This window comes from Streptomyces sp. RLA131 (genome assembly GCF_056270125.1).
On record NZ_JBWDOQ010000002.1, the window covers coordinates 5146884 to 5159995 of the forward strand.

At 72.0% G+C, this 13112-nt stretch carries 9 protein-coding genes; 6 read left to right on the forward strand and 3 right to left on the reverse strand.

Annotated features, from left to right (window positions below):
• Nucleotides 1-282 precede the first annotated feature (282 nt).
• The 3 genes from RWE79_RS24460 to RWE79_RS24470 are packed head-to-tail and all read left to right on the forward strand — an operon-like array spanning nucleotide 283 to nucleotide 3994.
• On the forward strand, nucleotides 283-1947 hold the full coding sequence (locus tag RWE79_RS24460; protein ID WP_475942197.1) for an extracellular solute-binding protein: 1665 nt from the start codon (nucleotides 283-285) through the stop codon (nucleotides 1945-1947).
• A complete protein-coding gene (locus RWE79_RS24465) occupies nucleotides 1947-3038 on the forward strand; it encodes an ABC transporter permease (protein WP_475942198.1) in 1092 nt (363 codons plus the stop codon). The genes RWE79_RS24460 and RWE79_RS24465 overlap by 1 nt, the downstream gene beginning before the upstream one ends.
• The gene (locus RWE79_RS24470) at nucleotides 3035-3994 is read left to right on the forward strand and encodes a carbohydrate ABC transporter permease (RefSeq protein ID WP_475942199.1); all 960 of its coding nucleotides are present in this window, start codon (nucleotides 3035-3037) and stop codon (nucleotides 3992-3994) included. The genes RWE79_RS24465 and RWE79_RS24470 overlap by 4 nt, the downstream gene beginning before the upstream one ends.
• Nucleotides 3995-4386: 392 nt before the next feature.
• Here RWE79_RS24470 and RWE79_RS24475 read toward each other — a convergent pair whose 3' ends face one another.
• Nucleotides 4387-5076, reverse strand: coding sequence for a phosphotransferase family protein (locus tag RWE79_RS24475; RefSeq protein WP_475942200.1), 690 nt, complete (start codon nucleotides 5074-5076; stop codon nucleotides 4387-4389).
• A gap of 264 nt (nucleotides 5077-5340) precedes the next feature.
• On the opposite strand from RWE79_RS24475, the gene RWE79_RS24480 reads away from it, so the two are divergent.
• The 3 genes from RWE79_RS24480 to RWE79_RS24490 are packed head-to-tail and all read left to right on the forward strand — an operon-like array spanning nucleotide 5341 to nucleotide 10345.
• A complete protein-coding gene (locus tag RWE79_RS24480; protein WP_475942201.1) occupies nucleotides 5341-7335 on the forward strand; it encodes a beta-galactosidase in 1995 nt (664 codons plus the stop codon).
• Nucleotides 7332-9674: a glycosyl hydrolase family 95 catalytic domain-containing protein gene (locus RWE79_RS24485; protein WP_475942202.1), complete on the forward strand. Its 2343-nt coding sequence runs from the start codon at nucleotides 7332-7334 to the stop codon at nucleotides 9672-9674. Before RWE79_RS24480 ends, RWE79_RS24485 begins: the two co-directional genes overlap by 4 nt.
• The gene (locus RWE79_RS24490; RefSeq protein ID WP_475942203.1) at nucleotides 9644-10345 is read left to right on the forward strand and encodes a GH12 family glycosyl hydrolase domain-containing protein; all 702 of its coding nucleotides are present in this window, start codon (nucleotides 9644-9646) and stop codon (nucleotides 10343-10345) included. Before RWE79_RS24485 ends, RWE79_RS24490 begins: the two co-directional genes overlap by 31 nt.
• A gap of 92 nt (nucleotides 10346-10437) precedes the next feature.
• On the opposite strand, the gene RWE79_RS24495 is transcribed toward RWE79_RS24490, so the two are convergent.
• Nucleotides 10438-11607: an ROK family protein gene (locus tag RWE79_RS24495; protein ID WP_475942204.1), complete on the reverse strand. Its 1170-nt coding sequence runs from the start codon at nucleotides 11605-11607 to the stop codon at nucleotides 10438-10440.
• A 40-nt stretch (nucleotides 11608-11647) separates the two neighbouring features.
• A complete protein-coding gene (gene xylB / locus RWE79_RS24500) occupies nucleotides 11648-13054 on the reverse strand; it encodes a xylulokinase (RefSeq protein ID WP_475942205.1) in 1407 nt (468 codons plus the stop codon).
• Between the last annotated feature and the right edge of the window lie 58 nt (nucleotides 13055-13112).

Genomic DNA, 13112 nt, shown 5'->3' on the forward strand with positions numbered 1-13112 from the left:
AGACATGGGAAGGCAACAGGCCCTTAACCACTTGGGCTGTCGTTGATCTCAACTCTCCTTACAGCTCCGATGTTTCTTGAGGCCAACTCTTGCGCGTCTTCTCGCTCGCACTTAACCTCGCAGCAACATCGAAGCGCTTCGACCAAAGGTGGTGGCAGCGGGTGTCCCACCTGTGCTCGAAGGGCGCTTCCGTTCAGCCAGTTACGCCAGCACCTCCCACCGAAGATGCCGACCGGCGGCAGCCCCGCCGTGTGTCCTGGCGCGCCACGAAGGGTTGACGCTATGCCGAACTCCCAGGCCCCGAGCCGGAGAACGTTCCTCGCCTCGACGGCGGTCGCCGCAGCGGCGGTCGCCGGCGGGCTCCCGCTGCTCTCGGCGTGCTCCGGCTCCGACAGCGGCGGCGACGGCACCACCTCGGGCAAGGAGGCGCAGAAGATCCTTCCGACCTTCGCGGCGCGCACGGTGGTCACCCCGGACATCGCGAGCAAGAACGGTTCCTCGCTGGGCTTCACCAAGGCCATCGCCACGGCCGACCTGGAGGCCTCGGTCCCGAGCAAGCTCGGCAAGGGCAACGGCATCAAGGTCATGGCGCCCCTGTGGGGCACCCCGCCGAAGCAGGACTGCGCGTACTACACCGCGCTGAACAAGCAGATCGGCGTCAACATCACCTGGCAGAACCAGGACGGCAACACCTACGACGAGAAGCTGGGCGCCATCCTCGCCTCCAGCGACATCCCGGACGTCGTGGTCATCCCCGGCTGGAACCTCGGCGGCAAGATACCCACCGCCATCAACGCCAAGTTCGCCGACCTCGGCCCGTATCTGTCGGGCAGCAAGGCCAAGGACTACCCGAACCTCGCCGCGATCCCCTCCGAGGCCTGGCAGCGTGGCATCTTCGGCGGCAAACTGCGCGGCCTGCCGATGCCCGCCTCGTACGTCCCGAACATCGTGCCCTTCTACCGCAAGGACATCTTCGACGCGAAGGGCTACGAACTGCCCACCAGCGCCGACGACTTCCTGTCGCTCGCCAAGGACATCACCGCGGCCAGGAGCAAGGTGTGGGCCTGCGACGACATGAAGTGGACCGCCTTCCAGATCTTCGGGTCCCTCGGCGGCAGCGAGAAGGCGCTCGCCTGGAAGCTGGACGGCGGCAAGCTGGTCAACCGTCTGGAGACCGACGAGTACATCGAGGCCCTGGAGTGGACCCGCAAGCTCTACGCGGCGGGCGTCGTCCACCCGGACGCCAAGGCCGTACACGGCGACTCCAGCCAGCGCTTCACCTCCGGCCAGATCCTCATGTACAACCAGGACATCTCCGGCTGGTACGGCCTGATGGCCGGACAGGCCGCGGCGAACCCCAAGTTCAAGATCTGGGGCATGGACATCTTCGGCCATGACGGCGGCGACCCCACCCTCTACGCCGGTAACCCCGCCAACATCTGGGCCTTCGTCAGCAAGGGCACCTCGGCCGCCAAGATCAAGGACATCCTGGCCGCCGCCAACTTCACCGCCGCCCCGTACGGCACCAAGGAGCGGATGCTCGTCGACTACGGCGTCGAGGGCACCCACTACACCGTCAAGGACGGCCTGCCGGTCAAGAACGACCAGGGCAACAACGAGGTCAACGGCGCCTACGTCTTCCTCGGCAGCCCCGCCTCGTACATCGCCCACCCGGACTTCCCCGAGGTCACCAAGGCCATGGTCGAGTGGCAGCAGCGGATGGGCGCCTTCGTCACCAAGACCCCCTTCTTCGGGATGACGATCACCGAGCCCACCAAGTGGGCCAACCTCGGCGACAAGTTCGAGGACCTGGAGGACGACATCGTGCGCGGCCGCAAGAAGATCAGCGACATGCAGCAGGCCGTCTCCGAGTGGAAGAGCAACGGCGGCGAGAAGCTCCGCGCCTGGTACAAGAAGATTCTCGACGAGAACGGCAACGCATCCTGATGTCCGTCCAGGCGGACGGCCCGGCCGGCGGGGGCACCACCGCCCCCCGCCGGCCCGGCGGCACACAGCACGAGCAGGTCGCGGCGGCGGTGGTCATCGCGGGGACCGAGGTACCGAGGGCCGGGGCCGGCGGCGAGGCGGCGGGCGGCGAGGCGGCCGGCACCGGCATCACCTGGCGGCACCGCCTCAGGCGCGACCGGGCCCTCCTCCTGATGACCCTGCCCGCACTGCTGCTGGTCCTGGTCTTCAACTACATCCCGATCCTGGGCAACGTCGTCGCCTTCCAGGACTACAACCCCTACCTGGGCGACAACGGCTTCGCCGCGATCCTGCAGAGCCCCTGGGTGGGCCTGGAGCAGTTCCAGCGCATCCTGGGCGATCCCGACTTCTGGTCCGCCGTGCGCAACACGCTGGTGCTCTTCGTCATCCAGCTGACCCTGTTCTTCCCCATTCCCATCGCGCTCGCACTGGTCATCAACAGCGTGGTCCGCCCCCGGATCCGGGCCTTCGCACAGGCGATCCTCTACCTGCCGCACTTCTTCTCCTGGGTCCTGGTCGTCATGGTCTTCCAGCAGATCTTCGGCGGCGCCGGCGTCATCTCCCAGTACCTGCGCCAGCACGGCGTCGAGGGCTTCGACCTCATGACCGACCCGGGGATCTTCAAGTTCCTGGTCACCTCGCAGGGCGTCTGGAAGGACGCCGGCTGGGGAGTCATCGTCTTCCTCGCCGCGCTCGCCTCGGTCAGCCCCGAGCTGTACGAGGCCGCCGCGATGGACGGCGCCAACCGCTGGCGCCGGCTGTGGCACGTCACCCTCCCCGCCCTGCGCCCGGTGATCGCCCTGCTGCTCGTACTGCGGGTGGGCGACGCGCTGAACGTCGGCTTCGAGCAGATCCTGCTGCAACGTGACGCGGTGGGACGCGGCGCCGCCGAAGTGCTCGACACCTACGTCTGGTTCATGGGCATTCGCAGCGGCGACTTCAGCTACGCGGCGGCCGCAGGCCTGGTCAAGGGCATCTTCGGCATCTGCATGGTGCTGGCCGCCAACAAGGTCGCCCACATGATGGGCGAGCAGGGGGTGTACAAGAAGTGAGCAGCGCCACCAGCGCCACCAGCGGCACGGGCAGCACCGGCGGCAGCCCGGTACGGGGCTTCTTCGCCGCCCCGCCCCGCCCCACCTGGGAGGAGAAGCCCAACCGGGCCGGCCTGGCGGGCAAGGGCCTGGTCCTCGGGCTCGCGGTCTTCGCGATCCTCTTCCCGCTGTGGACCATCATCGTGACGAGCCTGTCCTCGAAACGGACCATCACCGAGACCGGCGGGCTGGTGATCATCCCCAAGGGCATCACCTTCATCGCCTACACCGAACTGCTGAGCGGCGGCCAGGTCAGCCGCGCGGCCCTGGTGAGCACCGGCATCACGGTGGTCGGCACGCTCTTCTCCATGACCGTGTCCGTCCTGTGCGCCTACGGCCTGTCCCGGCCCGGGTCGTTCGGGCACCGCTGGATGCTGATCACGCTGCTGGCCACGATGTTCTTCGGGGCCGGGCTGATCCCGACGTATCTGCTGGTGCAGACGCTCGGTCTGACCGACACCTATGCGGCGCTGATCCTGCCGAGCGCGGTGAGCGTCTTCAACATCCTGGTGCTGCGGTCCTTCTTCATGAGCACGTCCCCCGAGCTGATCGACAGCGCGCGGATCGACGGCGCCGGGGAGTTCCGGATCCTCTGGCAGATCGTCATGCCGCTCTCGCGGGCCGTGGTCGCGGTCATCGCGCTCTTCTACGCGGTCGGCTACTGGAGTGCCTGGTTCAACGCGTCCATCTATCTGAGCGACCAGAGCATGATGCCGCTGCAGAACGTCATGATCCAGCTCGTCCAGAAACAGGAGGCCCCGACGGGGCTGGGCCAGGCCGTCAACGCCGGCCCGCTGTCCCCGCTCGCCGTTCAGATGGCCGTGATGGTCCTGGCCCTGCTGCCGGTGGCCATCCTGTCGCCCTTCGTCCAGAAGCACTTCAAGAAGGGCATGCTGACCGGCGCGGTCAAGGGCTGAGCGGACGGCGCCTCCCGCCCCCGAATTCCGCCGTGCCCGCCGGGTGCCTGACGCCCCGGCGGGCGCGGCGGCCCCGGCGGCGGCCCGGCCTAGCCGCGATAGCGGCCCAGCTCGCGCAGGGCGCAGACCCAGTCGTCCAGGGTGCGCCGGCAGGAGGCCCGGTGGTCGGCGTCGTAGCCGCGGGGGCCGCACTCGACCACCAGCAGCAGCCCGAGGTAGAGCCGGTAGAGGGCGAGCCGGTGGTGGAGGGAGGGGCCGAAGGTGAGCCGGCCGCCCGCTTCGAGGTAGCCCGCGGCCAGGGCACTGCCGGGGCCGCAGGCGCCGCCGAACTCCAGGGAGACCAGCTCGGCCGCCGGGTCGCCGTACAGGGCCCGTTCGTGGTCCGAGGCCGCTCACCCGGGGCCGCGGGCCGTCGGCTGCGACGAAGATGTTGCCCGGCCACAGGTCGAAGTGGACCAGGGCCGGGTCGGTGACCTCGGCGAGCGCGTCGGCGCCGTCGGCGACCAGGGACCGTATCTCGTCGGGGTGATGTCGCCGAGCGGGGTGTCCCAGCGGGCGGCGTCCTCCAGGATGGCGTCCATGATCGCCGAGAAGGCCGTCGGCCAGTCCGGCCCGCCGATCCCGGCCTCGGGGGCGGGATAGCCGAAGCGGCCGTCGGGCGAACGGACGGTGTGCAACCGGGCGGCGATCCGGCCCAGTTCGCGCCGCAGTGCGTCCTGGTGGCCGGGCGGTATCGCGTCGGCGGCCTTGTCCCAGGGCGTGCCCTCCAGGACGGAGATGACGAGGAAGTCGGCTCCCTGGTGGATCAGTGAGGGCAGCGGGATGCCGTCCACGTCGGCCAGCCGGCGGTAGACGGACGCCTCGGTGGCCATGATGCCGCGCTCGTAGCGCAGTACCGGTACGTCCGCGGGCGGGGCCACCTTGACGACGGCGGGGCGGCCGTCGTCGAGCCGGACCCGGTAGGCGCTGTTGAACCAGCCGTCGGTCAGCTCGGCCTCCAGCCGGCAGCCTGTGCCCGCCGAGCGGCGCAGCAGGGCGTCCAGTTGCGGTGCGGTGAGCAGTCGTTTGGTCCGGCTCTGCATGGCTGCACCTCTGTGCCGTGTCCCGTCAATCGAAGCGCTTCGATGTTGGGGCGTCGATGCGGGACTGTCAAGGAGTGCGGCAGGGTCGGTGCCGCCGAATCCGGACCGCGGTGGTTCGTGGGTCCGGACTCTTGCGTGTCCTGACGCTCCGCTTTAACCTCGCAGCAACATTGAAGCGCTTCGACAGTCTGCGGCCCCCACTCCTGCCGTTGATCCTCGCTCTCGCTGCCCTTGTTCCTCCAGAACCTCAGGAGACACTCCGCCATGCCCGACCTGAACGACGCGACCCGCGGCCGCATCCTCTTCGGCGGCGACTACAACCCCGAGCAGTGGCCCGAGGAGGTCTGGGCCGAGGATGTCAGGCTCATGGGCGAGGCCGGTGTCAACAGCGTCACGGTCGGCGTCTTCTCCTGGGCGAAGCTCGAACCCCGCCCCGGCGCACGGGACTTCGGCTGGCTCGACCGGCTGCTCGACCTGCTCCACGCCCACGGCGTCGGCGCCGTACTGGCCACCCCGACCGCCTCCCCGCCGCCGTGGATGGGGGCCCGGCACCCTGAGACCCTGCCGCGCGACCGGGAGGGCAACACCGTCTGGTACGGCTCGCGCAACCAGTTCTGCGCCTCCTCGCCGGTCTACCGCGACTACGCCGCCCGGATCACCGAGGACCTCGCGGCCCGCTACGGCGGCCACCCCGCCCTGAGCATGTGGCACATCAACAACGAGTACTGCACCTTCTGCTGGTGCGACGAGACCGCCGCCCACTTCCGCCGCTGGCTGCGGGCCCGGTACGGCACCCTGGACGCCCTCAACGAGGCCTGGGGCACGGCCTTCTGGAGCCAGCGCTACGACTCCTGGGAGGAACTGGTCCCGCCCCGCCGGGCCCAGTACATGATCAACCCCACCCAGGGGCTGGACTTCCACCGCTTCACCTCCGACGCGCTGCTGGAGTGCTTCACCACCGAACGCGACATCGTCGCCCGGCACACCCCGCGGATCCCGGTCACCACCAACTTCATGCCGCTGTGGATCGGGCAGGACGGCTGGAAGTGGTCGCAGCAGGAGGATGTCGTCTCCGTCGACATCTACCCCGACCCCAGGGACCCGCACGGCGGCGCCTACAACGCCATGATCCAGGACATCACCCGCTCCCAGGCCGGCCCCGGCCCCTGGATGCTCATGGAGCAGGCGGCGGGCCCGGTCAACTGGCGCGGCGTCAACCACCCCAAGCCGCGCGGCCTGAACCGGCTGTGGTCGTTGCAGGCCGTGGCCCGGGGCGCCGACGCGGTCTGCTACTTCCAGTGGCGGCAGTCCCGGCAGGGCGCCGAGAAGTTCCACTCCGGGATGCTCACCCACGCCGGCGAGCGGGGCCGTACGTTCCAGCAGGTCAAGGGGCTCGGCGCCGACCTGGCCCGACTGGCCGGGGCGGTCGGCGCGCAGGTCCCCGCCGGAGCCGGGGTGCTGCTGGACTGGGACACCTGGTGGGCGCACCAGCAGTCCGGCCGCCCCTCCGCCGAACTCGACTACCCCGGGACCGTACGGACCTGGCACCAGGCCCTGTGGGACCAGAACATCACCACCGACTTCGTCCACCCGGCCTCCGAGCTCTCCCGCTACCGGCTGCTCGTCGTCCCCAACCTCTATCTGGCGGACGACGCGGCGATCGAGGCCCTGGTGGCCTTCGTACGCGGCGGTGGCGTCCTGGTCAGCGGCTTCTTCACCGGGGTCGCCGACCAGGACGACCGGGTGCGCGAGGGAGGCTTCGACGCCCGGCTGCGCGAGCTGTTCGGTATCGCCGTGCTGCACGAGTGGTGGCCGCTCGACCCGGGGGAGACGGTCGCCACCGACACCTTCGACGGCACCGTCTGGTCCGAGGACCTGGAGCTCTCCTCGACCGCCCGGGTCGAGACCCTGGCCACCTACAAGGGCGGCGAGCTGGACGGCGGACCCGCCGTCACCCGGCACCCGGTGGGGGAGGGCGCCGCCTGGTACCTGTCCACCCTGCCGGAACCCGACGCGCTACGCGGGCTGCTGGCCCGCGCGGCCCGGGAAGCGGGCGTACGGCCTGCGCTCGACAACCTCCCCGCCGGGGTGGAGGCCGTACGCCGCGGTGATCTGCTGTTCGTCCTCAACCACGGGCCGGAGCCGGTGACCGTGCCCGTCGGCGGCACCCATGACGACCTGCTGTCCGGCGCCACCCACACCGGTGAGCTCGCGCTGCCGCGCCACGGCGTCGCCGTCCTGCGGGAGGCCCGGTCGTGACCTGGGAGCCGGCGCCCGCCGCCCGCTGGGAGGACGCCTTCCTCACCGGCAACGGGCGGCACGGCGCCATGGTCCACGGCGACCCCGCCGACGAACGCCTCATCGTCAACCACCATCTGCTGGTGCGCCCCAACGGCTCCGAGACGGCGCGGGCGCCCGAACTGGCCCCCGGCCTGGAGCAGTTGCGCGACGACATCCTGGCCGGCCGCGCCGCGCAGGCCGTCGCCCGTGGCACGGCCGGCCTGGACCTGCGGTGGGTCCGGCCGTTCCACCCCGCCCTGGCGGTACGTGTCGTACGCCCGGCGGGCGCTGTGTCGGGCTACCGCCGCGAGGCCGACTTCCGCACCGGCGTGGTGAGTTCGGTATGGACCGAGGACAGCGCCGGCCGCCGGGCCGACTGGCGGGCCGACACCTTTGTCTCCCGCGCCGACGATGTGATCGTGCACCGGCTGACGGCCCCGGCCGGCGCCGGGGTCGCAGCCGGGGTCACGGCCGGGGTCGCAGCCGGTGTCACGGCCGGCGTCAGCCATGACACGGCACTGGACGGCGCCCCCGACGAGCTGGCGGTCAGCGCCTCGGCCGACGGCGCGCTGCTGCGCACCGACGTCACCTACCCCGGCCCCTCCGGCCTCGGCTACACGGTATGGACCCGGGCCGTGGCGCGCGGCGGCACGCTGCGGGCCGAGGGCGTGGTGCTGCGGGCCGAGGGATGCGCCGAGCTGACCCTCCTCACCTGGGTCGAGCCGTGGGCGGCCGGCGGAACCCGGGGGCGGCGGACCACCACCGCGGACCCGGTCACCGAGGCCCCCTACGAGGAGCTGCTGGCCCGGCACACCGCCCTGCACCGCACCGCCTACGAACGCGTGTCACTGGACCTGGCCGCGCCCGGGGCCGACCGGGCGCAGCCCGGATCCACCCTGCTGGCGGAGCCGGCGGCCCGGCGCGCGGCCACCCTGGAGCGGCTGTTCGCCGCCGGCCGCCACCACCTGCTGTCCTCCTCCGGCCTGCTGCCGCCACGGCTGACCGGGCTCTGGACGGGCTCCTGGGACACCGCGTGGTCGGGAGCCTTCACCTGCGACGCCAACCTCAACCTGCAGATCGCCTCGGCGGCGGTCGGCGCCCTCCCGGAGGTGTCGCTCGCCCACGCCGGGTTCGTGACCGCCCACCTGGACGACTGGCGGGACAACGCGGCCCGGCTCTTCGGCGCCCGCGGCATCGTGGCGCCGGCCCACAGCGACGGGCTGTCCGGCCGGTCCTGTCACTTCGACGACGACTACCCCCTTCATCTGTGGACCGCCGGAGCGGACTGGCTGCTGCACCCCCTTCTGGACCACGTCGCCGTCACCGGCGACGAGGACTTCCTGCGCGGCACCCTCGCCCCGCTGCTGGCCGAGGCCGCCGCCTTCTACGAGGACTTCCTGACCGGCACCGGCACCGGCACCGGCACCGGCACCGGCACCGGCACCAGGACCGACCAGGACGGACGGCTGCTGGTCGTCCCCTCCTACTCACCCGAGAACACTCCCGCCGGCGCCGGCAGCCCCGTCTCGGTGAACGCCACCATGGACATCGCCGCCGCCCGGCACGCCCTGCGCGCCGCCGGCCGCGACGCCCTGGCCGAGCGGCTGCCCTCCTACCGGGTCAACGAGCGCGGCGCACTCGCCGAATGGGCCTGGCCGCAGGCCGGGGACGCCTACGACCACCGGCACCTCAGCCATCTCTACCCCGTGTGGCCGCTGGACGAGATCAACCCCTTCGACACCCCCGGGCAGGCCCGCGCCGCGCACCGCGCGCTCGAACTGCGCGGCGCGGAGAACGACTCCGCCCACGGCTATCTGCACACCGCCCTGGTCGCCGCCCGTCTCGGCGACGCCGAACGCGTCGAGCGCGCGCTGACCGCCGTCCTCGACGGCGACTTCTTCCATCCCTCCCTCATGAGCGGGCACTACCCCCACCGCCACGTCTACAACGCCGACGCTGCCCACACGCTGCCCGCCGTACTGATCGAGGCACTGATCCACTCCTCCCCGGACCGGATCGTGCTCCTCCCCGCCGTGCCCCCCTCACTGCTCCCCTCCGGCACGCTGCGCGGCATCCGTACGCGCTGCCGGGTGACCGTCACCGAACTGGCCTGGGACCTGCGGGCCGGGACCGTCCGTGCCGTCCTGACCGCTGATTCCGACCTCACTGTGAATGTACATCCGGGCACTGACAGTGACCCGGTTCCCCTTGAGCTCCCCGCCGGCCGGGACATCGTGTTCGGCGGGGTGATCCCGAGAAATCCCCCCACCCACAAGGGAGACGTACCGTGCAACGAGCCGCTCGCAAGCTCTTCCTGACCCCGCTGATAGCGCTGCTGGCGCTCATCGGCCTCGCCGCCGCCCCCGCGCAGGCCGCCACCTGGTCCTCCTGCGACCAGTGGGGCAACTGGACCAGCGGCAACTACACCGTCTACAACGACATCTGGGGCAGCGGCGCAGGCGCCCAGTGCGCCTGGGCCAACTCAGGCAGCAACTTCGGTGTCTGGGCGCAGCACCCGGACACCGGCGGCATCAAGTCCTACCCCAACTCCACCCGCTACGTCGGGAAGACGATCACCTCACTGGCCTCGCTGACCAGCAGCTACAACGTCACGGTGCCGTCCTCCGGGGCGTACAACACCGCGTACGACGTCTGGGACAGCGGCAAGACCAAGGAGATCATGCTCTGGATGAACTACAACGGCGCCGTCGGTCCGCTGGGCAGCTCCATCGGCAATCTGACCCTGGGCGGCCACACCTGGACGGTGTACGTCGGCAACAACGGCAACAACGACGTGTACTCCTTCCTGCGGACCTCCGACTCCAACTCCGGTTCGGTGAACATCCTGGCCATCCTGAAGTGGCTCAAGGACACCAAGGGCTATGTCTCCAACTTCACCGTCGGCGATGTACAGCTCGGCTGGGAGATCACGTCCTCCTCGGCCGGCCTGAACTTCACGGCCAACAGCTACAGCGTGTCGTTCAGCTGAGTTCCGCCGGCTGGATCCGCGACTGATCACGGCCCCGGTACGGGCGGGCCTCCGCCGCGCGGTGCATGCGCGGCGGAGGCCCTGCGGTGATGCTACGTCGCCGCGCCCTGGGGGTTGTCAAGCACCGCCCGTACCACGCTGTACGCGGCCCCCAGCAGCACGCCGTCCCGGCCGAGGCGGGAGACGACCACGGCGTCGGCGGGCCACTGCCGGTCGGTGACCCGCTGGGTCAGCTCCCGCTCCAGGGCCGGCCGCAGCCATGGGGCCAGGCCGGCCAGCGGGCCGCCGAGCACCACGGCCTGGGGGTCCAGCAGATTGACCGCGCCGCTCAGCGCGATGCCGAGCGCCTGCCCGGCGGTGGCCAGGGCCTTGAGGGCCGCCGGGTCCCCCGCGTCGGCCGCCGTGCGCAGTGCCTTGAGGGCGCCGGGCCCCTCGGGGGGTATACCCGCCGCCCGCAGCACGGCCTCCTCGCCGGCGTACTGCTCCAGGCAGCCGCGGGCCCCGCAGGAGCAGCGGGGGCCGCCGGGGCGTACGGGTACGTGGCCCAGTTCGCCGGCGAAGCCGCGGGCGCCGCGGAAGAGCCCGCCGTCGACGATGAGGGCGGCCCCGATGCCGATCTCGGCGGAGACGTGGATGAAGTCGGTGACCGGGGTGGGGTGTCCGCCCAGCCACAGTTCGGCCAGGGCGCCGAGGTTGGCCTCGTTGTCGAGGGTGGCCGGCGCCGGGACGACGACGTTCTCCCAGCCCAGGTTGGGCGCCCGCACGACGGTGTGGCGGTCGCGCGCGACCAGCCCGGGTACGGCGACGGTCAGTCCGGCGGGCCGCAGGCCGAGGGCGCGGGCGTCGTCCTCGACCTGGGCGATGAGCGCGCCGAGCTCCCGCAGTACGTCGGCGGGCGGCCGGTCGCGGTTGTGCGCCTCGACGTCGGCCCGGACCCGTACCGTCCCGCGCAGGTCCATGGCGCAGGCCGCGAGGTGGTCGATGCCGACCTCCGCCCCGATGCCGGCCGGGCCGGTGTCGTTGAGGGCCAGCGCGGTGCCGGGGCGGCCGACGGTGCCGGGGCGCTGGGTGCCGAGCTCCACAAGGATGCCGGTGGCGAGCAGCTCGTCGACCAGGGTCGAGACGGTCGCCCGGGTCAGCCCGACCTCCGCCGCCACGGCCGCCCGCGAGATCTCGCCGCGGGCGGCCACGGTGTGCGCCACCAGCGCCAGGTTGTGGCGGCGCAGGCCGGCCTGCGATCCGGGTCCGGGGCCCTTGGGCACGGTGGGGTTCCTCCTCGGCAGTGGGTGGTCGCCCCCACCCTCACCCGGAGCCGGACGCGCGGGCAAGCTCACCCCCCAGCCGGGTCAGCGCCGCCTCGTCGCGCGCCACCGGCTCGTAGCCGGGGCCCTCCGCCGTACGCCACCGCCGCGCGACGTCCGCCGGTGCCTCGCCGGTCAGCAGTCCGGCGGCCTGCGCGGCGGCGCCCAGCGCCACCAGCTCGTCGGCGGCCGGGACCTGGACCGCGCGGCCGGACAGCCGCCGTACGGTCTCGCGCCAGGCGGTGCCGCGGGCGCCGCCGCCGATGAGCAGCAGCGGGGCGTCGGCGGGGGCGCCGTCCACCGCCAGTACCTGGTCGAGGGCGGCGAGCAGGGCGTACGCGGCCCCGTCGTAGGCGGCCTGGAGGATCTGGCCGGGGGTCGTGTCGTGCCGCAGGCCGCTCAGCGTCCCGGAGGCGTACGGGAGGTTGGGGGTGCGCTCGCCGTCGAGGAAGGGCAGCAGGGTCACCGAGCCGCCGGGCTCGACGGCCTCCCGGTCCAGGGACAGCAGGGCGGCGACCTTGTCCACCGCGAGGGTGCAGTTCAGGGTGCAGGCCAGCGGCAGCCAGCCGCCGTGTGCCCCCGCGAAGCCGGCGACCGTGCCGGAGGGGTCGGCGGGCCGGGTCACCGACGGGGTGTAGACGGTGCCGGAGGTGCCCAGGCTGAGCGCCGCCTGGCCGGGCGTGAGGCCCAGCCCGATCGCGGCGGCTGCGTTGTCCCCGGTGCCGGCCGCGACCAGGGCGCCCTCGCGCAGGCCGAGTCCCGGCAGGGTGATCCCGGCCGGCTCGCCGGGGCCGAGCACCCGGGGGAGCAGCGCCGGGTCGAGGCCGATCTCGCCGAGCAGCTCCTCGTCGTAGGCCTCGGTGGCGGTGGACCACCAGCCGGTGCCGGACACGTCGCCGCGGTCGGTGACGGCCGCCCCGGTGAGCCGTTCGGTGAGGAAGTCGTGGGGCAGCCGGACCGCGGCGGCGGCCTTGGCGGCCTCGGGTTCGTGCCGGGCGAGCCAGGCCCACTTGGTCACCGTGAAACTGGCGCCGGGCACGCTGCCGAACCGCCGCGCCCACCACGCGGCCCCGTGCCGTTCGACCAGCGCGGCGGCCTGCGGCGCGGACCGTACGTCGTTCCAGAGCATCGCGGGCCGCAGCGGCCGGCCGTCCTCGTCCAGGACGACCAGTCCGTGCTGCTGGCCGCCCACCGAGACCGCCTCGGCCCGTGTGGCGTACTCCCCGAGCTGGGCCAGCGCCCCGGTCAGGGCCCGCCACCACACCTCCGGGTCGGTCTCACGGGCGGCGCCCCCGCTCACCTCGTGCCTGGCCTGCCCGGTGGCCAGTACCTTCCCGCTGTCGGCGTCGACGGCGAGCACCTTCGTCGACTGGGTGGAGCTGTCCACCCCGAGTACGACACGTCCCATGACTGCGGCTCCCTTCACAATACGGCTTTGGCATACTAATTTGTTCAGTGGTCTTACG

Coding starts and splice junctions, on each gene's coding strand:
- RWE79_RS24460 (WP_475942197.1), top strand. CDS start 283: ATGCCGAACTCCCAGGCCCCGAGCCGGAGAACGTTCCTCGCCTCGACG.
- RWE79_RS24465 (WP_475942198.1), top strand. CDS start 1,947: ATGTCCGTCCAGGCGGACGGCCCGGCCGGCGGGGGCACCACCGCCCCC.
- RWE79_RS24475 (WP_475942200.1), bottom strand. CDS start 5,076: ATGCAGAGCCGGACCAAACGACTGCTCACCGCACCGCAACTGGACGCC.
- RWE79_RS24480 (WP_475942201.1), top strand. CDS start 5,341: ATGCCCGACCTGAACGACGCGACCCGCGGCCGCATCCTCTTCGGCGGC.
- xylB (WP_475942205.1), bottom strand. CDS start 13,054: ATGGGACGTGTCGTACTCGGGGTGGACAGCTCCACCCAGTCGACGAAG.